The following is a 25,758-nucleotide window of genomic DNA, read 5'->3' as shown; positions in this document are numbered from 1 at the left end:
AAATTAGTAGACAAGGGTTTGCAACAAATGATTGCATGACGTAAAGCTGTAGAAAGAAGAATGTCGGAAAGCCGTATGAGGGAAAACCTCACGTACGGTTTGATGAGGGGAAAGAGGTCTTGCGACCTCCGACCTACTCTACATATAGTATTTGAAAACATATTCAATTTGTTTTGTCCTTTATTAGTCCTTTATTGAAAATAAAATGTGACTCCCAAAGAAAGGAATGGTGCCGCCATGCCATGGGTGAAATAGAAAAGGGTGATAGAAAACTGGAAATTTGAGATGTTGAAAACGGCTAGATAACAGTTCTGAGAGAGACTTAGCGGGTACTTAATCGTCATTGATAAAAGCTTGGAAATCCTGTGCAAAGAAGCTATACTGTTCATCAAAGGTTTATCTGACGAAATGCGGCCTGCAACATGATTCGATAAGACTATAGATTAATTGCAAATAACTCTTGACATTGTGGTTAGACAGTGCTAACCTATCTATGAAGAAAAAATAAAATATTCATAGGAGAAAAATAATGGGAAAAGCATATTCAGGTGAAGAACGCATCAAAATTCAGAAACAATTACGCAAAGTAGGGCTTCGAATGTTTGCCGAGAAAGGCATTAAGAAAATGTCTATTCAAGAATTGACACAGGAGGTTGGAATTGCACAGGGTAGCTTTTATTCATTTTATGATAGCAAAGAATCTTTTCTACTGGCATTAATGAAAATTCGTGTAGATGAAAAGCTGGCGCTAAGGTATAAAAATAAAGGAGATACAATTGATGACCCGGTCAGATACTTAGTTCAGATGTTGTATGACGAAGGTATGCACCTGAAAGAAAATAAGGCCTTTAACAACAGCATCAGTGATTCTATAAAATTTTTTACAAGATGTGGGATAGAGGGGCGCACTCAAATTGGAAGTAGTTATTTGAATTATCTTCATAGATTATCTGAATACTGGAATCAAAATGGTTATCAGACTGAAATGGATTATGATGGCCTGTTAAATACGATCACTGCAGCGGTAATTTTATTCTCGAATGCGGACATTATAAAAGAACCGTATTTTGCACAGATTTATTTCACTTTCTGTGATTCATCTGTACGCAAATTTATGATTCTAAAGAAAAGAGAAGCATTATGATAACGTATCAAAGTCAGCAGGAAGAGCGATACATGCGCCTTACGACGGCTCCGCTTATACCCTTATTGATAAAAATGGCAATTCCCACGATGATTGGCATGATGGTAAGTACGGTTTATAGTATGTCGGATACTTATTTTGTAGGCAGGTTGAACAGAACAGACTGGACAGCGGCAATTGGAGTTGTGTTTTCTTTTCTGTCTATCATACAGGCTGTCGGTTTCTGGTTCGGTTATGGTTCAGGAAATTATATTGCCAGACAGTTGGGAAAGCAGAATAAGGACGAAGCGGAGCAAATGGCTGTCACGGGATTCGTTTTTTCCCTCGTGGCAGGAATCATTATCATGATTTTTAGCTTTATATTTATTAAGCCGTTGGCTTTGTTACTGGGTGCGGGTGTCACAGAAGAAATGCTGTCGGCAAGCCTTTCTTATCTTAAAATCATCATTTTCTCAATCCCTTTTATGTTGGGGGCTAATGTTCTCTACAATCAGCTTCGTCTTCAGGGAAATGCAAAAGATGGAATGATTGGTTTATTGATTGGTATGATATTGAATATGATTCTTGATCCCATTTTCATTCTGATAATGAACTGGAATGTCGCGGGTGCTGCAATGGCTACCTGTATTGGACAGATAGCAGGATTTGTGATTCTACTATATCTTGTAGGAAAACATGGAAATGTACCGATTCGTTTCTTTCGTTCACGTATTCGTTTTAACTATCTTTTTGAAATTCTTGCCGGCGGAGCACCAAACTTCTGCAGGCAGGGGATCAGCAGTTGTTCAAATATTCTTCTTAACCAAGCCGCAGGATTATATGGAAGCGGTGCTGTAGCGGCAATAGCCATCACAAGTAGAATCCTGACCATGGGTTATGCCTTGGTTATTGGCTTTGGGCAGGGATTTCAACCAATCTGTGCAATGAATTATGGAGCAAAAAATTATAAACGAGTCAAAAAAGCGTTCCTGTATGAGTGGATCATCGCAACAGCTTTTCTGATTGTTACATCGGCTGTAATCTATTACGTCGCTGAACCAATTACAGGCTTGTTCACAAACAAACAAGAAATACTGGAAATTAGCGAATCTATTCTACGGGCACAATGTTTGGTTTGGCCATTTATGGGATTCTATGTACTTATTGGGATGCTGCTGCAGAATATCGGTCGATTTCTGGAAGCAACACTGGTAACAATCAGTGAGAACGGAATTTTTTTTATACCTGCAATTCTTATTCTTCCGAGAATTTGGGGGCTTAGCGGCATCATCTGGGCAAAACCGGCTGCAGGCATAGGCGCACTACTGTTCTCGGCGATGCTAGGCATAAAAACATGGAAAAAATATTTAACTTCAAGGGAGAGTTAATAAGGCTTTCCCAACTAACACTGCTTTACAGAAAGAGGGAGGCTAATATGAAACAATTTATTATTGGATTTGAGAAGATATGCAAGGATGATGTTAATATTGCAGGAGGGAAAGGTGCGAATCTTGGTGAAATGACTAAGGCCGGAATACCTGTGCCTGAAGGAGTGGTACTAACCGCACAGGCATACGAATGTTATATGAAGGATAATGGAATTGATCAGGCATCAATGAATGCGGATGCAATTCGCAAGGCGATTCTTGAGGGGGAAATTCCTTCTGCGATTTGTGAAGAAGTGACGATGTTTTATCATAGTCTCGGTGCGGGGGCTCAAGTTGCCGTTCGGTCTTCTGCGACGGCGGAGGATCTGGAGGATGCAAGTTTTGCAGGACAGCAGGAAACCTATCTGAATGTGAGCAATGATAAGGAACTGTTGGATAAGATAAAGCAATGCTACAGCTCTCTCTGGGGAGATCGGGCTGTCACTTACCGACACAGGCAGGGGTATGACCATCAGAAAGTCTCGCTGGCGGTTGTCATTCAGCGGATGGTAAAAAGTGACTGTGCAGGCGTGATTTTCACTGCAAATACATCGGGGAATGCGAATGAGATTCTAATCAATGCCTCATATGGTCTGGGTGAAGCAGTCGTATCCGGACTGGTGACGCCGGATGAGTATCTATGCGGCAGAAGCGGAGAGGTTCTGCGAGTGACAATCGGAAGCAAGAAGGAACAAATTGTGTACGGAATGCAGGGAACAAAGACGGTAACCGTTCCGGAAAACTTGCGCAGCATTCAGGTACTAACAGAGGGAGAAATACAGACATTGGTTAAAAAGTCCATGGAGATTGAAGTGCATTACGGGCATCCAATGGATATCGAATGGGCATTTGCAGAGGGAAGCTTATACATTTTGCAGGCCAGAAGCATCACCACGACCTCCACTCAGCATGAAGAGTTGGGAGATGAGGATTTTAAGGGTTTGCCCCCTGTCAAAATCGCAAAAGGCAAAATGCGTGAAACCCTCCTTTTTAATTTGGAGAAAACACCGATGGCTTATTATCCCTTGGATCACGATTTTGCCGGTATGGTTGGAAAACAAAAATCCGTACTTATGGAAGAGGCGGGCATTGATATGAGCAGTGGAGAGTATCCGGTGAATGAAGACGGTATCATCTTTATGCCTTCTTATACGATAAAACTAACAAAAAACATAATCCACATTCTTAGTTTTATTAAACAATTAAAAAATCACAACGAAAATTCCAGACTTGGTGAAGATGCCCTGACAGAGTGCAGAAAAGAGTTTCAAAAGATACAGAAACTTCCAGTTGGTAATACACAGGAAGCGGGTTATGTATTGGAGCAAATGAAGGAGATGATTGGTAAGACAGCATACTATAGGTTCCGTTATGCTCTGTTTCCTTCCGCTTTTGCAGGAATATTTCTGAATAGACAACTAAAAAAAGTTGATTCTAAGTTTACTTCATTTGATTTGCTAGGTGGTCTGTCTTATGTAACGACAGATCTTAGCCGGGAATTGTATCAGATGGCAGCTATGATTTCAAAGGATGGAGCAATTCAGGAGCTTGTTCTGAAGCATGATTATGCGACTGTTATTGCCCATAACACACAACTAAAAGATATGTTTGATGTATTTTTGAAGAAGTATGGAAGTAAGTCTGATTATAACTGCTATTGCTTTATCGCAAAATCCTGGGTCGAAGACCCTGACCGGTTTCTTATGGTGCTGCGTCCAATTCTTCGAAACGGCCAGAAGGCAGAGCTCTCTGCAGAAGAAGGCATGAAAAAATACAAAGACCTGCTTAACCGCCTAAAAAAGATATCAGGAGATAAGAATTTCCAAAAAGCAGAATCCTTGATTAAGGCATTCCGTAGCTATCATGTCATCCGGGAATCGAGTCAGTACCTGTGGGAAACCGAATTCCTGTACTGCAGAAAAATCCTGACTACATGCGCAAAGCTTCTTCAATGTGAGATGACAGAACTGTATTACCTGTTTGCAGATGAACTGTTTGAGATATGCAAAAGAGGCACACTTACGGAGGATGATCGGAAGACGATTCGCCGCCGAAAAGAGAAAAGGCCATTGGCGGAGGGCTACTGGAACAAACAGATGATGGATGCACTTGGAAATAAAAATGGACAGATCACTGGAATCAGCGGCAGTACAGGTCAAGCACGAGGACCTGTTTGTATTGTAAATGGTCCGGAAGAGTTTGATAAGCTGCAGCCCGGAGACATTCTGGTCTGCGCTCACACAGATCCGGAGTGGACATCACTCTTTGGAATTGCAGCGGGAATTATCGTGGATACCGGAGGATCGCTGAGCCATGCTGCTATTGTTGCCAGGGAATACGGAATACCTGCAGTGCTGGCTGTAGGGACAGCCACAAAGCAATTGAAGGATGGTGAGAGTGTCCTTGTCGATGGTACGAAAGGTCAGGTGTTCCATATATAGAAATGGTGTATTAAATGCAGATATTGATGATAGTATTTATATAAAAAACTGTTGCATAAATCATACCGTCTGCTATAATAATAATACCGAGAAGTAATTCTCATAAAAACTTAACAGAGCTAGCGGCACTGAACATATGTCTTTGTCGCTTTGGAGTAAGGGTATGTACTTTGGGGTATGTACCCTTAACTCTTTTTAGGAGGACCAACCCATGAAAACTATGATTTTTATTGACCACATGAATTTTTATTTAGCTGCGCAGGCATATTACCACAAAGAGCATTCAAAAGCTTTACCAACTTTTGATTATGCCCGGCTGATACAAGAAATTCATAAACAATTGCCTTTTGATTCAGAATTAATTAAAACACAAATATTTTTTCCACTTTCAGAAGCACCACTGGATTCGATAGAACCATATAAAGGTGCAAACAATTGGCTGTCTACTTTAAAAACTAAACCATATCTTGATATCATCGAAGGTCGAAATCAGATTCGAAAATTAGAAGGATTTGATATTAAAAATTCCAGTACATACACTGTTGATGAAAAAGGTACAGATATTAATATTGCCACACAAATGCTCACAAAGGCATTTCACAATTCATATGATTGCGCTATCTTGGTTAGTGGTGACAGTGATTATGTTCCTGTCATTGAAGTACTGCGTACCATAGGCAAAATAACGGTTGTAGCATGCCTTAAAGGTCAAGTGCTTAATAAGCGGCTTGCTGACGCAAAGGACAGTATAATACTTATTGATGATACAATTTTGTCCCCAGCATTTAAACCCCAAGCTACATCCTCATCAAAGTCTAACTGCTGATACATTTTTCATAAATCATCTAAATAGAATCAGAGCATTGGAAATTTCTAGCCCTATTTAAAATTACATGTAAAGATACTACAGGTTAAAAAGACAAGACAAAAAATGCCTTGTCTTTTTGTTTTACAGTAAGAGTATTCAAATTAGTTTGGCTTTGGTATTCGAATAAGATAGTATATGAATTCATAAATATATGCATTCAAAATATTATAAAGTCTGCTATACTTGATACTAACGAAAGGGAGAGCTTATATGATTACATATTTGAAAAATTATGAAGAAAAAATAAAACTACTCGGTTATCATCTTAGAAATAAAAGACTTCCAAGACTTTCGAAAGAATTGTTTGCAATCTATGAAGAGACAGGAAGCAGAACAGAATATGAGAAAGTATATTTTGAACGTCGTAAATTTTTGTGCATTTTTGCAATGCTTGGAATTTTGTATAAAAGAAAAGAAGATATGGATAAGCTTGAGTATATCATTGAAGAAATTTGTGCAGAAGAAACGTGGGCACTGCCTGCTCATGTTGATAGGAAAGGTAATTTGAATTGGAGACATACACTGGATTTATTTTCTTGTGAGACTGCGCAGGCTTTGGCGGAAATAACCAATTTATTAAAGGAAAATCTGAGTGATGAAATTTATTTCAAAGCGAAAGAAGAGGTTTTAAAAAGAGTACTTTTACCGTTTGCACTTACAGATAAAAAAGATGCACCATGGTGGGAACACTGCGAGATGAACTGGTGTGCAGTGTGCAATGGTTCTATTGGAAGTGCGGCAATCTATTATGTCAAAGAATTACCGGAGGTTTTAGAAAAGATAATTGAAAGAGTAAGTAGTTCCATTTGGCATTATCTAGATGGCTTTTCTGACGATGGCGTATGTTATGAGGGAATCTACTATTATTCCTACGGAATGCTTTATTATACAGGGTTTGCAAGACAACTTTATACTTATTCTGGGCAAAAAATTGATTTAATGAATCATGAAAAAGTAAAAAAGATTGCATTATTTCAGCAAAAGTGCTATTTTCCTGACGCAAGCACGTTGTCATTTTCTGATGGTTCATCTCATGATAGCTATCGGATGGGACTGACGGCATATTTAGCTGCTTCTTATGAGAAGGCAGGCAGTTTGCCACCGGAATGTGCAGGCGGCTTTGAAGCAGATAGCTGCTATCGATGGATGGGGGTATACAGAGATTATTTCTGGACAAAGGAATTTCAGGCGGTGCTTTTGGAAAAAGCAAAGAAAAAGATAGATTATGGAATCCAGTATACCTTTCTAAGTGCACAGTGGAGTATCTGCCATAGTAAAAACCGGATAGGACTGGCATGTAAGGGGGGAAACAATGATGAGCCTCACAATCATAATGATATAGGATGCCTTCAGCTCATGGCAGGTGGTGAGATGCTGCTTGCTGATTTAGGGGCAGGCGAGTATGTAAAGAATTCATTCAATAAGAACCGATATCAGATATTTGGTAACAGTTCCTTTTCCCATTGTGTTCCAATAATTAACGAGAAAGGACAAAAGGAAGGAAAGGGGCATTGCTGCCAATGCTTTCAAACGGATGGGAACGGACACACAGAAATAGAATTTGCAAAAGCATATGAGCAGGGAGAAATAAAAGAAATCCACAGAACCATAGATTTTGATTTAGAAAATGGTAGTCTTAGCATCTGCGATTTATTTGAAAGGACAGATAAAACGAAATCGATTACAGAAAATTTGGTAGTCCTGTATCCTCCTCAGATTAATGGAAATTTGGCTGTTTTTCAAACTGAAAAGCAAATAGTAAGTATCATCATAGAAGAACCGTTGAATCTTAGAATAGATAAAAGGATACATAAGAATCATGAAGGGTTAGCAGTAACTATTTATTGTATATTATGGGATGTAAATAAACTAGGAAAGGTGGATATCCGAATTCAGGATATCAAAAGGTAGAGACAATGTATAATACAAAGAAAGATTTTCAAGAACTACTGTCAAAAATTTTAAATCCATTAAAACCGTTTTATTCAGAGGAAAGAGCAAGATTAAAGATTGGATATACAAGCTCTCATTATCCAGATGAGAGTGCATGGATGGAAGGATTTTCAAGACCACTGTGGGGTTTAGTTCCATATTGGGCCGGCGGCGGAGAAGATAAGGAATTTGCTGAGATATATCGAAAAGGACTTGCAGCAGGAACCAATCCAAACAGCAAGGAGTACTGGGGCAAATGCTACGACTTTGACCAAAGACTGGTAGAAATGGCAGCAATTTCATATGGTATCTTAATGGCTCCGGAAAAAGTATGGGATCCTTTATCGGAAGAAGAAAAAGAAAACCTTACAGAATGGCTCAATGAAATCAATCGCAATCAATGTTGTAAATGCAACTGGCAGTTTTTTAATATCCTTGTTAATATAGCTTTAAAGTCCAAAGGACGAACCTATAGTGAGGAAAAAATGGAAAGCGCACTTGCGTTTATTGAAAGCTGCTATTTGGGAGATGGCTGGTATGTAGACGGAGAACTTGGTCAGGCAGATTATTATATTCCATTTGCCATGCACTTTTATGGAATGGTGTATGCTAAGTTTATGCAAAAAGAAGATCCAATCCGCTCAAAAAAATTTATAGAACGAGCAGAGAGGTTTGGCAAAGATTTTATTTACTGGTTTGATGATGATGGAAGTGCTCTTCCTTATGGAAGATCATTAACATATAAATTCGCACAAGTGTCCTTTTTCTCAATATGTGTTGCAGTAGGAATAGAGCCTGTACCGCTGGGTGTGATGAAGGGTATAATTATGAGACATTTGCAGTATTGGATGAATGCGCCTATCTTTGATCATACAGGATTGCTCACGATTGGTTATCATTATCCCAACCTACAAATGAGCGAAAATTATAATGCGCCCGGATCACCTTATTGGTCCATGAAAACATTTGCATTTCTTTCACTGCCAGATGAACATCCATTCTGGAGTGTGGAATCATTGCCAATGCCAAAACTGGAAGAACAAAAATATATCAAGCATGGTGACATGATTGTTCAGAGAAAAGATGGACATGTTTATGCTATGCCAGGAGGCAGACTGTTTCTACATGGATTTGCACATACAGAAGAAAAATATGCAAAATTTATCTATTCCACGAAGTACGGTTTTTCTATTGCAAGGTCACAGAAAACGTTGGAAGAATCAGCGCCCGATAGTGTGCTTTCTTTTGAAGTGTTTGGTCATGTATTTGTTCGTGGGCAGTCAAAAAATTATGAAGTGACATCGGAAGGAATTTATTCTGACTGGTCACCGATTGAAGGAATAGATGTACATTCAGAAATTATTCCTACGAAGTTAGGACATAAGAGAATTCATACCATTCACAGTGCATATGATTGTATTGCTCATGATGCAGGATTTGCAGTTTCAATAGGAAAAGAAAAAGAGTGTATTGTTAAGTGTACACAGGGAAATGGTAAACTTGAGGTATTAAAGCCTGATCCTAATACGAATCTCTTGATTACAAAAACAATGATTCCAATGATGACATATAAAATACAAAAAGGCAAAAATATAATATGTACAGAGTTTGAATATTAATAGGAAAGGTGTTTTGCAAAGCAAAATACTAAGTTTTATAGCGACGAAATATGAAATAAAAACACAATGCGCACGAATGCAAGTGGAAAATGTCATTGCGTGACTGCATTCGGCGCGGCAAAGCGGTCAAGTCCCTCATGAGTGAGGGATTAGGGTGCTGATGGGGACTGGTCCGCTTTGTTCTCTGGAATAAATTTTGAATTTAATGATATATAATCTTTTGGAGATATCCCCTCAACTTTCTTAAATACTTTACTGAAATAGAATGCATTCTCAAAACCAAGCAGGTCTGCAATTTCATATACTTTGTAATTACCAGTCTGCATATATTGCTTAGCTTGTTCGATCTTTCTTTGTGTAATATATTCGCTGAATCCATATTTGGATAATTTTTTAAATAGCGCACTCAGGTAGTTTGGACTAATACCAAAGGCAGCGGCTACTTCATTAAGTGAGGGATGCGAGGTTAGGTGCTGATCGATATATGCTTCCACATTTCGAATCATTTGTGTTTTATAATCTTTTTTTCTTTGATCAAAGACATCACACAGACCGTTAAAAAGTTTTTTTAACCAAGAAAGTAGCTGACTGACTGATGTCATACGATAGAGAGAGCGATATCCATCTATATCATTTGAAAAAATCTCACTCACAATTTTCTCTCCATCAGATAATAAGGAAATAGAAAGAAAAAGAATATTACTGGTTGCATCCATGCACTGAGCATAATGAGAAGGATGCATTAAAAACAATTCTTCTAGAGAAAGATATACGCTTTGAAGCGTCTTACTGTCATATTCTTCATATGCTTGTGTAAGAGATGAGCGAAACAAAGAAATATTAAAAATGTCATGGGCTGAATCCTTTGTATAATAATCTGCGGCTTGAATCAATGGTGTCGTGCTGCTCGTATGAAGAAGAGCCTCTCTTGCAGAAGAGTAAGATAAAGAACACTCGCCGGGAGTGTTGACTATGTAACCGATTCCTGCTTTTAGATGTATACTAAAGTAATCAAATAGCATTTCATTTGCTGCCTTTAAGGAAGGGAATAAAGAGGTCTTATAGTAGTCAGATGGGTTCTCGTAGATAGAACAAATAAAGCAGCTATGCTGCAAATCCAGAGTAATATGTTCGAAAGAAAGATATTTGGAAAGTATCTTGCATAGCATTTGCTGAGCATTGTTATATAACAGAGCAGGTTGTGATTCTGCCAATTCTTTTACCCGCTCGTTAAAGAGCTGTGTACTAATAACCAAATAATTTGGTGCATTAAATTGCAATTTTAAATCACGGCATTGTAATTCAAATTGCTCGTCTGAGATAAAAAGGTCATGCAGCAGTGAAAATAAAAATCGTTCACGAAAAAGCAACATTCGTACAGATTGATTATGCTTGGAGGATTGAGCTTCTTTCAAAAGCTTGCTATCAGCTTTTTTCAATGCATTTAGCAGAGTATCAGGGGTTAGCTCAAGCTTAATTAGATATTCAATGGCACCATAATTTAATGCCTCCTTTGCATAGGCAAATTCTTCAAAATTAGTAAGCATGATAAAAAGCGGAGGAGTGTCAAAGCGTTCTTGACTGGCTTTTATTAGGTCTAAGCCGTTCATCTGCGGCATTTTAATATCAGTGATCACAATGTCAGGATGTTTTTGCTCAATTAAGTCCAATGCAGCAGCGCCGTTAGATGCCGTTGCACATACAGTAAAATCCGCCTTATTTAAAGAAGAAATCATACTTTGTATACCGATTTGCGTAAGTGGTTCATCATCTACAATTAATATCGTCATAACTGGGAATCTCTCCTTTTACATTTGTTTCTGAAAGTATCTTAGGTAATAAAATGGAGGTCTTGGTATATTTACCGACTTCACTTTGAAAGGAAAGACCGTATGAAGAGCCAAATTCATATTGAAGTCTTTTATGGACGCTGGAAATGCCAAGATCCTTAAAGAAGTTGGATTTGCATCCCGTATTTGCTTTCAAAAGGTTGTCAATTGTAAATGAGTCCATGCCGATACCATTATCTATAATGTCAATTTGAATTTTATTATGATCTGGTGAAAAAATGCGTATCGTTATTAGTCCGGCTGTCTCCTTTGGTTCAATGCCATGAAAAATTGAATTTTCTACAATAGGCTGAAGTGTAAACCTCAAAATACTATAGTCGAGTAATGAAGTATCTTCCACTTCATACTTCATCTCAATACTACCTCCGTATCGATATTTTTGAATGGTAAAGTAATCATCTAGTAGCGAACACTCCAAAGAAATCGGAATATTAACATTTTCTATCTTGGAGATACTCTTTAGCAATCTGGACAAGGCTGTTGTCATTTTGGCTATCCCGGGTACATTCTGAACAGTTGCCATCCACTTGATAGAACCTAATGTATTATAAAGAAAGTGAGGATTAATCTGACTTTGTAGTAACTGGTATTCAATATCCTGTCTTTCTTTTTCAAAAGCAAGGCGGTTGGTTATAAGAAGATTAATATCTTCTGCCATATTATTAATTCTTTGACCTATTAATCCAAATTCATCAGAGGATTCAATTGATAAGTCTCGTGTAAAATCACCATTTGATACTTTTTCCAACCGCTTTTGCAGATTAATTACGGGTTTTGTCACAATATGATTCATATATGCAGCAATGATAATACCTACCATAAGAACCACAAGAATTAAGATTAGTAATATAAAAAATGGAATTGTTTTTTGCGGATATGTAATTGCAGGAATCATTTGTGTAACGTAGCAGTTAGCCTGTTCCATTGGTTGAGTGATATAGTAGACATAAGCACCCTCATCATTTGTTCCATAGCGTATGCTGGTATCTGACCGAGATGGAGAATACTGAGTATCTAGTTCAAGATTCCAGAAATTGTAACCTTCTTTCGATGTAACATCGGAGAGAAGCCCACCCTCATATTTGTAAGTATGATTATCAATGGTCAAAAAGAAACTGTTTCCCTTTGAAAGGGAAGATTCAAACGTATCTGAAAAAAGAGAAGCATTTATTTCTAACATGACAATTCCAATAATATCAGCATTATAAGGATTGTAAATTGGGCGTATTAAGGGAAGAATAATTGTCTGCTTATTATGCTCATAAGGATCAATGATAAGTCCCATGCTCAAATCATAATCCACAGTATAGAGGGCTTGCTGAATAAATGGAATAGAAGCAGCCTTTTCTGAAAGGTACATGGAGTCAGCATGGGCAGCATCTAATACCTGAATAAGTTTTCCGTTATTTTTAAAAATAAGAATACGATAAATATAATCCTTTTCAGCAGTGTTTTTGTACTCGTCACTTAAGTGATCATAGGCTGCAACAAGGCTTGTGTTGGATTTTGTAGTATCCAGAGTAAAATTTATAATTTCATTATTGTTTTGACACCATCTGACAAAGTTTTGAATATTTGAAAGTCGGGTATTTAAATAGTCAGTTGTATATTTGGTATTTGTTTCAGCTTGTGTTATCAGCAGATAAGTATCATAATGACGATAAATAAGAAAGCTGATAGCGGATATGATAATACCTGTAATTAATGCAACACCTACTGTAAAATAGGAAATTCTGCTTTTAATTGAGCGTTTCATGTGATCTCCTCTATAGATTGTATGAAATGTATTTTTCCTTTATCAATTATATCATATGCCTTTGATTTTATGTAGAAAGTGTAAGATTTTATATACTGTGATAAAAAAGTATATATTTTGTTTTTATAAGAATGCAATAATAATAGGGTAAAAAATAGCATGGAATCATAAGAAAGTTTATTCTATCAACGGAAACGTTTTGCTATACTTAAATAAGTTCGAACGAAAAATATTGGAGGAAAAGATATGAAAAGAAAAATTATTAGCATTTTATTGGCAGCTTCAATGGTGGCTTCCTTAGGACTGACAGGATGTGGAAATAGCAGCAGTACTAAGACAAGCGATACAACACAAAGCACAGACAAGACAGATACAACCAAAGACACAACAGCAGCTACAGATGGAGATAAGGTTACAATTAACTGGGCTATCTGGGATAAAGATTCCAGTACTTATTGGACTAAACTAAAAGAAGGCTTTGAAGAAGAAAATCCTAACATCACAGTAGAATTAACAGATCTTGGAGCAACTGATTATAACACCGTACTTGCAACGCAGCTTTCAGGAAGCGGTTCCACCTTTGATGTTGTATCTATTAAAGATACTGCTTGCTACTCTACTTTAATAGAAAAAAATGCATTAGAGCCGTTGAATGATTATATTACGACAGAAGGTATTGATTTATCACAATATAATGGAATTACAGATCAGATAAAAGCAAATGATGTGTTATACGAACTTCCATTTAGAAATGACACATGGGTTGTATATTATAATAAAGATTTGTTTGATGCAGCAGGAATCGACTATCCTACAAACGATATGACGTTTGCAGAATATGATAAACTTGCAAGATCTTTATCAAGCAATGAATTTGGCAAACAGGTATATGGAGCACATTATCATACATGGAGATCTACCATTCAGTTATTTGGCGCTTTGGATGGTACGGACATTTTGGGTGGAAACTATGATTTTTTGAAACCATATTATGAGACAGTATTAAGTGAACAAGCAGATGGTGTATGTCAGGATTATGCAACATTAAGTACGGCATCACTGCATTATTCCAACGCATTTTCACAAGGTAATGTAGCAATGCTTAACATTGGTTCATGGTTTATCTCTACTCTGATTACTAAATTAAATGCAGGTGAATATGATTCTTCATTATGCGGAAACTGGGGAATTGTTCAGTATCCACATCCAGAAGGAGTTGAAGCAGGAACAACAATAGGTACTGTCACAGGTATTGCAGTAACGTCAGCCAGCGAAAAGAAAGATGCAGCATGGAAATTTGTTCAATTTGCAAGTAGTGAAGAAGGAGCTAAGATAGTTGCAGAAACAGGTAGCATGCCGGCAATTGTTACAAGTGAAATCTCAGCAATCTTAGCAAGCGTACCAGGATTTCCACTGGATCAAAACAGTAAAGAAGCATTAACACCAACAAAAGTGTATATGGATATTCCGTATAGTAAACATTCAGCTGAAATTGATGCTGTACTTAGTACCTATCATAAAGATATTATGAATGGCGACATCAGCGTAGATGATGGAATTGCTAAAATGAATGAAGATGTTCAGAAAGTATTAGCACAATAATCATAAAGCAATGGTTTAGATGGGGCTGGCGCAAGAGTCAGTCCCGTTTTTTGAAAGGAGAAAATCAAATGGAAAATGCAACAAAATGCATCGATGTTGAAAAAGAAAAAATGATATCACGAAAGAAACGGGAACGGAAAAAAAACGTGGTTGCATATTCATTTATAACACCTAATTTTATTGGGTTTGCCGTATTTACACTTGTTCCGATTCTATTTGCGTTTCTATTAGCTTTTATGGAATGGGATGGAAGCAATCAGCCAACGTGGGCAGGAACTTCAAATTTTCAAAGTGTTTTTAGTGATAGTCTATTTTGGAAATCAATAGAACATACAATTATTTACTGTATTGGAACAGTTCCAATTACTATGCTTTTATCATTATTATTAGCAATTGTGTTAAATCAAAAAGTAAAGGGAAGAGCATTTTTCAGAACAATATCATTTTTCCCTTATGTTGGTTCTCTTGTAGCGATTACCGCAGTGTGGACAATGATTTTTAATCCAACCAAGGGTCCTGTAAATGCAATTTTATATTATGTATTTCATGTGGCAAATGATAATCTGCCAAATTGGTTTGCAGGAAAACTAGTCATGGTTAGTTACATTATGTTTAGTGTATGGAAATATATGGGATATTACATGGTAATCTATCTGGCAGGCCTACAAAATGTAAATACAGAATTGTACGAAGCAGCATCACTGGATGGAGCAAATATCTTTCAAAAATTTAGGTATGTTACGTTACCACAGTTACGGCCAACAACTTTTTTTGTTGTTGTAATGCTTACGATTAACTGTTTTAAGATTTATGATATAGCAATTATGTTAGCAGGTGGCGGAGATAATAAATTAGGTTCTTCAGCTACAGTACTTGTATACTATATCTATCAGAATGCATTTCAGTTTTGGAAATTAGGTAAATCAAGTGCAGCAGCATTGGCATTATTTGCATTGGTGTTAATTGTTACAATGATACAGTTCAAGGGAGAAGAAAGATTTGCGAATGACTAAAGGAGGAACAATAAAATGAAATCTTTAAAGAATAAATCGAAAGCGCTGCGAATTTTACTATATGCAGTACTTTTCCTCATGACGGCAATCATGATTGTTCCGTTTTTGTGGATGCTTTCTTCATCAATAAAAGTAGATAAGGAAGTATTTGACATTGTTAACTTTCAGTGGATACCAGACACGCCTAAGTGGAGTAATTACATTGAAATATGGACAAAAATACCATTTGCAAGATTTGTTGGAAATACAGTATATCTGACAATAGTTGTTACGCTTTTACAATTATTTACCAGTAGTTTTGCAGCATACTCTTTTGCAAAGTTGGATTTTAAATATAAAAACATTTTATTTTTTGCATACATTGCAACGATTGCAATGCCGTGGCAAGTATATATGGTACCTCAGTTTATCATGATGAGAAGCTTTGGTCTGAATAATAAATTAATGGCAATGATTTTCTTACAGGCATTTTCAGTTTTTGGTGTTTTTATGATGCGGCAATTTTATCTGAGTATACCGGATTCTCTTTGTGAGGCAGCCAGAATAGACGGAATGACAGAATATGGTATTTGGTGGAAAGTTATGATTCCACTGTCAAAGCCATCACTCGCTACACTGACTATTTTTACCTTTGTTAATACGTGGAATGACTATCTGGGACCATTGATTTATCTGCAAAGCAATGAGAAAAAAACAATCCAGTTAGGGCTAAAAATGTTTATAGGACAGTATTCTTCCGAGTATGGACTAATCATGGCTGGTTCGGTACTTTCGCTGATTCCGGTTCTTGCAGTATTTATGTGTTTGCAAAAATACTTTGTTGCAGGAGTTGCTTCAAGCGGTATTAAAGGTTAGGGGATTCCTTTTTTTCTATTGGTGAAAATACTGTTTACAATATATAGAAGAAAATAATAAGTCAACAGGTTAATGGAAACGAACGAGGTATTAACATGAAAAATATATTTGATTATGATAATCCAGTCTGGAGAGTGATTGGACAATTGGTGGATTTGTGTTTTATTACTGTTTTATGGGCTATTTGCAGTATTCCCATAATAACCATAGGAGCATCTACTACAGCGGCATATTATACAATATTAAAAATGGTTAGTCATCAGGAAAAGTATACAATAAGTTCATTCTTTGATTCTTGGAAAAAAAACTTTGCAGAGTCAACCAAAGCGTGGATGCTTTTACTTACAGTTGGGGTTATTCTGGTGTCAGATTTGGTGCTATTTTACAATAATCCGTCTCCATTGTTTGATATCTTGTTCTGGTTTCTTATGATAGTATCAGTTGTGCTTGTAATGGTTGCAACATGGACGTTTCCGGTTATTGCTCGTTGTGCAGATTCTTTCAAAGAACAGTTAAAAATGGCCTTTTATTTAGCCATCCATTACTTTTCATGGACCATCTTAATGATAGTAGTAACAGTATGTGTGTTAGCGATTTCTATATTTGTGTATTGGCCGCTGCTTTTTTTAAGCATCGGTGGTATTATTTATGTACATGCATTAATTATTAATCAAGTATTTAATCGAAATGGATTAAAGATTGAGGATTAAGGAGATAGAATGAAAACGGAAAATGACAAAAAATGGGCAGAAAATGTTTTAAAAAAAATTGTGAATAAGATGATGTGGGTAACACCTAAGACCGGGGACAAAATTCCATATAAAACAATGGATGGCACATATGATGACCGCTCGGATGAAAGCATTGCATGGGGTGGTGGTGATGGAATTAATTGGTGGACAAATGGATTTTGGGGTGGAATTCTCTGGCAAATGTATCATCAGACAAAGGATGACATGTTTAAAAATTCTGCTATAAGAGTGGAAGATAAGCTAGATCGATGCTTTGAAGAATTCTATGGTTTGCATCATGATGTTGGATTTATGTGGATGACGAGCGCAGTTTATGATTACAAGCTGACAGGAAATGAAGTGGCAAGAAAACGTGCGTTGCATGCTGCAACAATATTAGCAGGCCGATTCAACCTAAACGGTAATTTTATACGAGCATGGAATGAAAATGAACAGCCAGAAAAAAATTGTACAGGATGGGCCATTATTGACTGTATGATGAATTTATCTATCCTTTATTGGGCATCAAAAGAGACAAAAGATCCTCGTTTTGCAGCCATCGCAAAAGCACATGCAAACACAGCGCAAAAAGTTTTTATTCGGGAAGACGGCTCTTCAAACCATATTGTAGAATTCGACCCTAATACAGGTAAGGTTGTAAAGACTTATGGGGGACAAGGCTATGAGAACGGCTCGGCATGGTCAAGAGGTCAAGCTTGGGCAGTATATGGATTTACTATTAGTTATGAACATACGAAGGATATGTCATATCTTGAAACAGCAGAAAAAGTAGCAGACTATTGCTGCGCAAATATACCGGAATCCGGATTGATACCATGTGATTTTTGCCAGCCGAAGGAACCGGTTTGGGAGGATTCCTGTGGAGCAGTAATTTTAGCTAGTGGACTACTTCAATTGGCAAAACACGCACAAGCCAAAAAGGCGGAGCTTTATTATGAAAAAGCACTTTGTATATTAAAAGCAATTGTTGAATCACGTTCTGACTGGACAGAAAATTCAGATGCCATTGTAACAAATTGTACAGCGGCATATCATGATAAAGAGCATCATTTTAATATGGTATATGCAGATTACTTTTTTATTGAAGCGATTCAAAAGTTGCAAGGCAATACAATTGATTTGTGGTAGGAGGTAGAAGTTATGGCAGTATTATGTTTGAAAGTAAGTGATAAAGATGGTAATACAATTGCTGTTGCAAGAGATGAGGATGAAGTGAATCTTTTATGTACGCGAATGTACCAAAAAGGAGATAAAATAACGCTAGAATCGTCAGAGCATGGTCTTTATTTGTGGCTTAGTGTGGATGACGCTCTGGGAAAGTCATTAATTTACCTTAATGATAGTAATTTGGAGTATCAGATACCGTTTCAGGAAAAACGAACCAATTTGTCTCCAAAGGCTTTTTGGGGAGAAAAACATCTATTATCAGTAAAGATTGCAAAGAAATTTGAAATTAGTACTTATCGGAATCTGGCCTTAAATGTAAATGATCAGCATCAAAATACTACCTATTATCCTCATGCGACTGCAAATGTAGAAACCAGAGGTGAATCTGTATTTGAAGCAAAAAATGCGATTGATGGAGTAACCATTAGTTCGTGTCATGGAGAATGGCCGTTTGCATCATGGGGAATAAATAAAAACCCTGAAGCTGAGATTAAAATAGACTTTGGCAGAAACGTCTTGGTAGATAGTATTGTTATATATCTGAGGGCGGATTTTCCGCATGATAACTGGTGGAAAAATGGTATGATACAATTTTCAGATGGAACACAAATTGACTTAAGCTTTGAGAAAACTGGAAAACAGCAGATTTTTAAATTTGATTTAAAACATATTACTTGGTTGAAATTATTTCATTTGATACAGTCTGAGGAACCATCACCGTTTCCAGCGCTGACACAGATAGAAGTATATGGAGTAGATGAACTTATTGAAGAGTAAAATCAAATTATTAAGTTACTTATATCCATATGATTTCTATTTTATATAATATTTTAACAAATTACATAAAGTTATTATTTATAACCCCCCAAAACAGTGTATAATATAACTTATCGGAAGAAAAACAAGCAGGAGAGAAGCGAGTATTTGTTTTTACCCGATAAGTTAACGAGGAAACGAAGTAACCGAGTGAATCAGAAAAGCACTAATGTCTGATGAAACTTATCGGAAGAAAAACAAGCAGGAGAGAAGCGAGTATTAGTTTTTACCCGATAAGTTAACGAGGAAACGAAGTAACCGAGTGAATCAGAAGAGCACTAGTCTGATGAAACTTATCGGAAGCAAAACAAGCACGAGAGAATGGTTACTTACGAAAGATAAAATGATGATATGGGGGTTATAGTATGCTGAAGCAACTGAGAAGAAAACTAGACACTCTAAAACATGATAAAAATTACAAAAGAGAATGTTTAAAAATTTGTTTCATATATTTATTTATTGGGTTTATTTGGATTTATTTTTCAGATCACATAATAAACTTTGTTTTTGATGATCATAAAACCATATTGAAGCTGCATACCTATAAGGGTTTGTTTTATGTTTTTTTAACTGCAGTTGTGCTATATTATCTTATCTCGGGGCTGCTAAAACAGGTTGAATCAACTGAAAAAAAGCTAAATGAAAGCTATGATGAATTATCAGCAGCTAACGAGGAGCTTCAGGCATATGTACAACAGTTGACTGCATCAGAGGAGGAACTTAGGAGTCAATATGACCAAATTGTAGAGTTTGATAAGATGCTAAGTTTGAGTGAAGAAAAATATAAAGGGCTTATTACCCAAATGCAGCTTGGATTAGCTCTGTATGAGGGGAAAAAAGAGGATGATATCTATCATTATAAGCTGGTTGAGACAAATTATAGTCATGAGGTTTTGACAGGACTTAAGCAAGATGAAATTTTGGGAAAATATTTTTATGAAGTTCTTGGTAATCTTGAGCCGGAGCATGTAGAACAGTTGATGCATACGATTCTTACAGGTGAATCTACGCGTTATGAAAGATTTCAGAATAATACAAATTATTATTATGAAATCATTGCTTATAGACCAAAGGAGTTTCAGCTTGCGGTTATTGTCAATGATATTACAAAAAGAAAGCTTGCAGAGGAACAGACGAAAATCAGTGAGAATAATTTTAGAAACTTATTTGAATATTCACCTGATAGTATATTTCTATTAAGTGACGATAAAATCATTAATTGTAATTCCGCAGTCGTTCATATGTTTGGTGCCAAATCCAGAGATGAAATTATAGGAAAAAGTCCCATGGAGTTTACTCCAAATCGTCAGCCGGATGGAGCATTATCAATGGATAGGCTAAATGGCTATCTAGATGAATGCCTCAAAAATGGAAAGAACCGATTTGAGTGGTGGAATTACAGGGGAGATGGCAGTCTTATGCCAAATGATATTATGATGACAATGATTAAGGCATACGACAAAAATATTATTTATGCTGTATGCAGAGACATTAGTGATAGAAAGCAAATGGAAGAAAGGCTGCACTATTTGAGCTATCATGATCAATTAACTGATTTATATAATAGAAGGTTTTTTGAAGATGAATTATTGAGAATGGATATAGAAGAAAATTATCCACTTACGCTTACAATGGCTGATATTAATGGTTTAAAGCTTGTCAATGATTCTTTTGGGCATATTGTTGGTGATAAATATATACAAAAGGTTTCAAAGGTATTAAAGGAAGGATTTAGACAAGAGGATATTTTATGCAGACTCGCAGGCGATGAATTTATTATTATATCTCCTAATACCCAGGAGGAGGAAATTAAAGACATAATAATTCATATTAAAGAGCTGTCTAAAAATGAGGAAGTAAATTCAGTTAATATATCAATCTCTTTTGGATATTGTACGAAAAACAAGCAGGAAGAATCAATTCAAGAGGTTTTGAAAAAGGCAGAAGACTATATGTATAAGAAAAAACTGTTGGAAAGTCCAAGTATGAGAGGCAAGACTATCTATACAATCATGGCTGCATTGCACGAGAAAAATCCAAGAGAAGAAGAACATTCACACAGAGTTTCTCAGTTATGCGAACGAATGGGAAAAGCAATGAATTTACCCGATGACGAGGTAAGAGAATTAAAAACAGTAGGATTGTTGCATGACATTGGCAAGGTTGCAATCGAAGAGGGTATATTAAATAAGAACGGTAAATTAAATGATGAAGAATGGGAAGAAATTAAAAAGCATCCTGAAATTGGTTATCGTATATTGAGTACTGTAAACGAATTATCTGAGATGGCAGAATATGTTTTGGCGCATCATGAGCGGTGGGACGGAAGTGGATATCCAAAGGGATTGAAGGGGGAAGAAATACCAATTCAATCTAGGATTATAGCAGTCGTGGATGCATATGATGCAATGATCAGTGAAAGGAGCTACCATAAGGCAAAGTCGAAGGAATATGCAATTAATGAATTAAAAAGTGGAGTAGGATCTCAGTTTAGCGAGGAGTGTGTCAATTTGTTTATTGAAAAAGTTGCAGGTGAAATATATGATTAATCAGAAAGAGTTTGAATTACAAACTCTTTCTGATTATAATTTCTAACTTACATAACCGAAGCAATTCTTTTTATGCCTTCTTGTATTGCTTCAGGATTTGAATTTGTATAATTAAGACGAAAAGTCGGAGCGTTCGTGATATCCGTATAAAATGGGTCACCAGGGACAAAGGCAACGTTTTTTTCAGAAGCTCTATGAAATAAATCAAGTGCTGATTGTCCATCTGGAAGTGAGGCCCACATAAACATTCCACCCTGAGGTTTTGTATATTTTACACTTTCTGGAAAATATTGTTTCATTGCTTGAAGCATAGTACTGCTTTGCAGCTTATACAATTGTCTTATTTTATCAATGTGCGATTTTATATCGTTGTGTGTTAAATAGTCGTGTGTAACATATTGAGCGAATATGTTACTGTGTAAATCAGAGGCTTGTTTGGCAACCACTAAATGCTTCATTAGATCCTTATTTTGCGTACAAATCCAGCCAAGCCGAAATCCCGGAGTTATGATTTTAGAAACTGACCCAAGCAAAACACTGTTTGGGAGCTTATTAGCACCTATATAAGGTAAATTTTCTCCCTCAAAACGAAGGTCTCCATAGGGATCATCTTCAACAAGAACGGTGTCACAGTCTGATAAAAGACCACAAATTTGTTCTCTCTTTTCAAAAGAATAAGTAATGCCCGTCGGATTCTGAAAATTAGGAACCGTGTATAAAAGTTTTATTTTAGTTTGCATTAGCTTATCCTTAAGCATATTGGTATTCAATCCATCATTTTCTAAATCAATTCCTGTAAAAGTAGGCTGATACATGGAAAAAGCTTGAATAGCCCCTAAATAACCAGGTCTTTCTATTGCAAGAACATCTTTCTTATTGATTAATACCTTTCCAAGTAAATCAAGCGCCTGTTGGGAACCGGTAGTAATCAAAATATTCTCCTTATGATAACTTAAATTATATTTTTCCTGATATCGATTCGCAATATATTCCCGTAAAGGCTCATAGCCTTCTGTGGTTGCATATTGAAAAACCTTACTTTCGTATTGTTGAATGACACGATTTGCGGATTCATTTAAATCTTTTGTCGGAAAAGAAATAGGATTGGGAAGTCCACCAGCAAAAGATATAATTTCGTCGGATTCAGTCACCTTTAAAATTTCTCTTATAAATGATGATGGAGTATTACGTATTCCATCAGAAAATAATTGTTCCATAATCAAATCCTCCTAAAATAAATATTGTATCAATTATAACAGTGAAGAAAATAACATACAATGATATAATTGTGTGCAAGACAATAATGAGGAAGTGATACAATGCCTGTAAATTCATTTGACAACTACCCTATGAGTTGGAAACCAAATCTAGAGAATACAAATCAAGCTTTTTATAAAGAGCTTGCAAAGCGACTGGAGAAAGACATTAAGAGCGGAGTTTTAAAGCCTGGTACTATGCTTCCTCCTCAAAGAGAGCTTGCTGATTTTTTGGATATTAATCTAAGTACCATTACAAGAGCGTTCAAGTTGTGTGAGCAAAAGGGACTCATTTGCGGAGTAGTAGGCAGAAGAACTTTTGTAGCATCTGATGTGACAAATGGCTCCATTTTGTTATCAAATAAGGAAGATAGGTTAATCGAAATGGGAGCAATCATGCCTTCTACAAAACCTAATTCCTATGTACTGGAGGCAATTTGGAAGCTATTAAAAGAGCCGGAAGCACACAATGTACTACAATATGATCTGGCAGAAAATAATTCTATGCAAAAAAATGCTGCTGTACAATGGATTAGCCAGACAGGATTTACTACAAAACCTGATAATATTTTATTTGCAGCAGGAGGGCAAAATGCAATCGTGGGAATTTTCGCATCTTTGTTTCAATGTGGTGATAAGATCGGTACAAGTGAGTTAATCTATCCGGGAGTGAAAACGGCGGCCAAAATGCTTGGAATACAATTAATTCCCATACCAGATAATAACGGAGAACTTTCGATTGAGGCATTAAAACAAATTTGTAAAAAGGAAGAATTAAAAGGTCTTTATATTATTGCTGACTATCATAACCCGACCACACATTGTATGAGTGAAATTATAAGAAAAAAAATTGCCATAGCAGCGAAAGAACTAAAACTGATTATAATTGAGGATGCAATAAACAGCTTATTAAGCGAAAATCCGCCTTTACCTATTGCGGCATATGCTCCTGATTATACAATTTTTTAAATTTATTAAATATTTTAAGGCTGTATACTGAAAAAGGTATATAGCCTTAAAATATTTATAGTACTTTGTCACTATTTAGCAATAAAAAAAATTTACACTATCAGACAAAAACAGTTCAGGAATAAATCGTATAAAACGCAGGAAATATGCAGCTTGTACGATTTTTTTATTTCTGTAAATTTCTATAATTTAACATAAATTTTACCTTAATTTAACCTGAAATGATTTTTTAAGAGTAATTTAAGTTACATAGGTTATTATGATTACATCAAAAGGAACTATTAAATTGAAACCAACAATTATATAACCAGGAGGAGGTATAGAAAATGGCAGACTATCAAGGTGTATTTAAAAGATATGAGAAAAAATTCTTACTTACCGACTATCAATATAAATTGCTTAGAGAAAAACTTGAAAAGTATATGGAAGCAGATAGTTACGGTTTACACACAATTAGTAATATTTATTATGATACAGATGATTATAGATTAATCAGAGAGTCGTTATCAAAGCCAGTGTATAAGGAAAAATTAAGACTTAGAAGTTATGGTACACCAACCAGTGACAGTGATGTATTTTTAGAGATTAAGAAAAAATTTGAAGGGGTTGTATATAAGAGAAGAGTATCCATGAAGCTTGAAGAAGCTAACAAATATGTAATACAGAGGAAACAACCTAGTAAAGTTTCGCAGATTACAAGAGAGATTGATTGGTTTTTAAAATCCTATGATTTATCACCAAAGGCTTTTATTGCTTATGACAGAATTGCACTTTTTGGAAAAGAAAATTCAGATTTAAGAATTACATTTGATACTAATATCAGATGGAGAGAAGATAATCTTGATTTAGCTAAGGGATCAAACGGAAGGCAGTTATTGCAGCCGGGTCAGATTTTAATGGAAATTAAGATACCGGGAGTAATGCCATTGTGGATGAGCCAAATGTTGGATGAATTAAACATCCATTCCACATCATTTTCAAAATATGGAACATGTTTTAAGAACCACTTGATTTATACATTTTTACAGAATTTAGATAAAAATATAATGATTACACAAATAGGAGGAGTTCATTGTGCTTAATAGTATTTTAACCGCATCAACAACAGGAGATATTACATTTCAAAGCATCATCTTATGTACCTTGGCTTCATTAGTTTTAGGATTTGGAGTTTCAGCCGTATATATGTTTAAAGGAAAATATTCAAAGAACTTTGTCATTACATTGGCATTATTACCAGCGTTAATTCAATTAGTAATCATGATGGTCAATGGTAACTTAGGTGCAGGTGTAGCCGTTATGGGAGCATTTAGTTTAGTCAGATTTAGATCTGTTCCCGGAACTTCAAAAGAAATTTTAAATATTTTCTTTGCAATGGCACTAGGTCTTACAACTGGTATGGGATACATAGGATATGCAGTTATTTTCTTTATCATTATCGGAATTGTATTATTGGTTTTATCAGCAAGCCGCTTTGGAGAGAAAAATTCAGCAGAAAAAGAATTAAAAATTACAATAGCAGAAAGCTTAGACTACAATGGAATTTTTGATGATTTATTTGATAAGTATACAAATAATTTTGAATTAGTAAGAGTTAAAACTACAAACATGGGAAGCCTTTACGAATTGCAATATCACATTTCAATCAAGGATCAAACTTTAGAAAAAGAATTTATTGATGAAATACGTTGCAGAAATGGTAATTTAAATATTACTTGTGGAAAGGTTCCTACCAATAAGGATGAATTATAACGGAGGTAAAT

The 25,758-nt window shown here is 36.0% G+C and carries 19 protein-coding genes; 16 read left to right on the top strand and 3 right to left on the bottom strand.

The window, feature by feature from the left end; all coding sequences use genetic code 11:
* Positions 1-529: 529 nt before the first annotated feature.
* From C8E03_RS20755 to C8E03_RS20730, 6 genes are all read left to right on the top strand, one after another.
* Positions 530-1,144 carry a TetR/AcrR family transcriptional regulator gene (locus tag C8E03_RS20755; RefSeq protein ID WP_094377984.1) on the top strand — a complete coding sequence of 205 codons (615 nt, stop codon included), beginning with the start codon at positions 530-532 and terminating at the stop codon, positions 1,142-1,144.
* Positions 1,141-2,511: an MATE family efflux transporter gene (locus C8E03_RS20750; protein ID WP_110292029.1), complete on the top strand. Its 1,371-nt coding sequence runs from the start codon at positions 1,141-1,143 to the stop codon at positions 2,509-2,511. The genes C8E03_RS20755 and C8E03_RS20750 overlap by 4 nt, the downstream gene beginning before the upstream one ends.
* A gap of 47 nt (positions 2,512-2,558) precedes the next feature.
* Positions 2,559-4,991: a PEP/pyruvate-binding domain-containing protein gene (locus C8E03_RS20745; protein WP_170123087.1), complete on the top strand. Its 2,433-nt coding sequence runs from the start codon at positions 2,559-2,561 to the stop codon at positions 4,989-4,991.
* 211 nt (positions 4,992-5,202) lie between these two features.
* On the top strand, positions 5,203-5,817 hold the full coding sequence (locus tag C8E03_RS20740) for an NYN domain-containing protein (RefSeq protein WP_094377987.1): 615 nt from the start codon (positions 5,203-5,205) through the stop codon (positions 5,815-5,817).
* 252 nt (positions 5,818-6,069) lie between these two features.
* Positions 6,070-7,770, top strand: a complete 1,701-nt coding sequence (locus C8E03_RS20735) for a heparinase II/III family protein (RefSeq protein ID WP_110292027.1) — start codon at positions 6,070-6,072, stop codon at positions 7,768-7,770.
* 5 nt (positions 7,771-7,775) lie between these two features.
* Positions 7,776-9,410 (top strand): DUF2264 domain-containing protein, encoded by a 1,635-nt coding sequence (locus tag C8E03_RS20730; protein WP_110292026.1) that lies wholly within the window; start codon positions 7,776-7,778, stop codon positions 9,408-9,410.
* Positions 9,411-9,559: 149 nt separating this feature from the next.
* On the opposite strand, the gene C8E03_RS20725 is transcribed toward C8E03_RS20730, so the two are convergent.
* Together C8E03_RS20725 and C8E03_RS20720 are read right to left on the bottom strand one after the other, a co-directional pair.
* Positions 9,560-11,200: a response regulator transcription factor gene (locus C8E03_RS20725; protein ID WP_094377990.1), complete on the bottom strand. Its 1,641-nt coding sequence runs from the start codon at positions 11,198-11,200 to the stop codon at positions 9,560-9,562.
* Entirely contained in the window at positions 11,178-13,016 is a 1,839-nt protein-coding gene (locus C8E03_RS20720) for a sensor histidine kinase (RefSeq protein WP_094377991.1), read from the bottom strand. Before C8E03_RS20720 ends, C8E03_RS20725 begins: the two co-directional genes overlap by 23 nt.
* Before the next feature lie 246 nt (positions 13,017-13,262).
* On the opposite strand from C8E03_RS20720, the gene C8E03_RS20715 reads away from it, so the two are divergent.
* From C8E03_RS20715 to C8E03_RS20685, 7 genes are all read left to right on the top strand, one after another.
* Positions 13,263-14,618, top strand: a complete 1,356-nt coding sequence (locus C8E03_RS20715; RefSeq protein WP_094377992.1) for an ABC transporter substrate-binding protein — start codon at positions 13,263-13,265, stop codon at positions 14,616-14,618.
* Between the two features lie 68 nt (positions 14,619-14,686).
* Positions 14,687-15,631, top strand: coding sequence for a carbohydrate ABC transporter permease (locus C8E03_RS20710; RefSeq protein WP_181899346.1), 945 nt, complete (start codon positions 14,687-14,689; stop codon positions 15,629-15,631).
* Positions 15,632-15,646: 15 nt separating this feature from the next.
* A complete protein-coding gene (locus C8E03_RS20705) occupies positions 15,647-16,486 on the top strand; it encodes a carbohydrate ABC transporter permease (RefSeq protein WP_094377993.1) in 840 nt (279 codons plus the stop codon).
* A 95-nt stretch (positions 16,487-16,581) separates the two neighbouring features.
* Complete coding sequence (locus C8E03_RS20700) at positions 16,582-17,196, top strand: YesL family protein (protein ID WP_094377994.1); 615 nt, start codon at positions 16,582-16,584, stop codon at positions 17,194-17,196.
* A gap of 9 nt (positions 17,197-17,205) precedes the next feature.
* Positions 17,206-18,366 (top strand): glycoside hydrolase family 88 protein, encoded by a 1,161-nt coding sequence (locus C8E03_RS20695; protein ID WP_110292025.1) that lies wholly within the window; start codon positions 17,206-17,208, stop codon positions 18,364-18,366.
* 12 nt (positions 18,367-18,378) lie between these two features.
* Complete coding sequence (locus C8E03_RS20690; protein ID WP_094377996.1) at positions 18,379-19,182, top strand: DUF7402 domain-containing protein; 804 nt, start codon at positions 18,379-18,381, stop codon at positions 19,180-19,182.
* 404 nt (positions 19,183-19,586) lie between these two features.
* Positions 19,587-21,770: an HD domain-containing phosphohydrolase gene (locus C8E03_RS20685; RefSeq protein WP_094377997.1), complete on the top strand. Its 2,184-nt coding sequence runs from the start codon at positions 19,587-19,589 to the stop codon at positions 21,768-21,770.
* Positions 21,771-21,817: 47 nt separating this feature from the next.
* Here C8E03_RS20685 and C8E03_RS20680 read toward each other — a convergent pair whose 3' ends face one another.
* Complete coding sequence (locus tag C8E03_RS20680; protein WP_094377998.1) at positions 21,818-22,987, bottom strand: aminotransferase-like domain-containing protein; 1,170 nt, start codon at positions 22,985-22,987, stop codon at positions 21,818-21,820.
* A gap of 102 nt (positions 22,988-23,089) precedes the next feature.
* Here C8E03_RS20680 and C8E03_RS20675 point away from each other — a divergent pair, with 102 nt between their 5' ends.
* The 3 genes from C8E03_RS20675 (at position 23,090) to C8E03_RS20665 (ending at position 25,747) form a co-directional block, all read left to right on the top strand.
* The gene (locus C8E03_RS20675) at positions 23,090-23,995 is read left to right on the top strand and encodes an aminotransferase class I/II-fold pyridoxal phosphate-dependent enzyme (protein ID WP_110292024.1); all 906 of its coding nucleotides are present in this window, start codon (positions 23,090-23,092) and stop codon (positions 23,993-23,995) included.
* A gap of 326 nt (positions 23,996-24,321) precedes the next feature.
* Positions 24,322-25,077, top strand: coding sequence for a polyphosphate polymerase domain-containing protein (locus tag C8E03_RS20670; protein ID WP_094378000.1), 756 nt, complete (start codon positions 24,322-24,324; stop codon positions 25,075-25,077).
* Positions 25,070-25,747 (top strand): DUF4956 domain-containing protein, encoded by a 678-nt coding sequence (locus tag C8E03_RS20665; protein ID WP_094378001.1) that lies wholly within the window; start codon positions 25,070-25,072, stop codon positions 25,745-25,747. The genes C8E03_RS20670 and C8E03_RS20665 overlap by 8 nt, the downstream gene beginning before the upstream one ends.
* The last annotated feature ends 11 nt before the right edge of the window (positions 25,748-25,758 follow it).

Source organism: Lachnotalea glycerini, from assembly GCF_003201285.1.
Taxonomy (GTDB): domain Bacteria; phylum Bacillota; class Clostridia; order Lachnospirales; family Lachnospiraceae; genus Lachnotalea; species Lachnotalea glycerini.
Note: the sequence above shows the minus strand (reverse complement) of the source record. Positions and strands in the feature narration are given on the sequence as shown.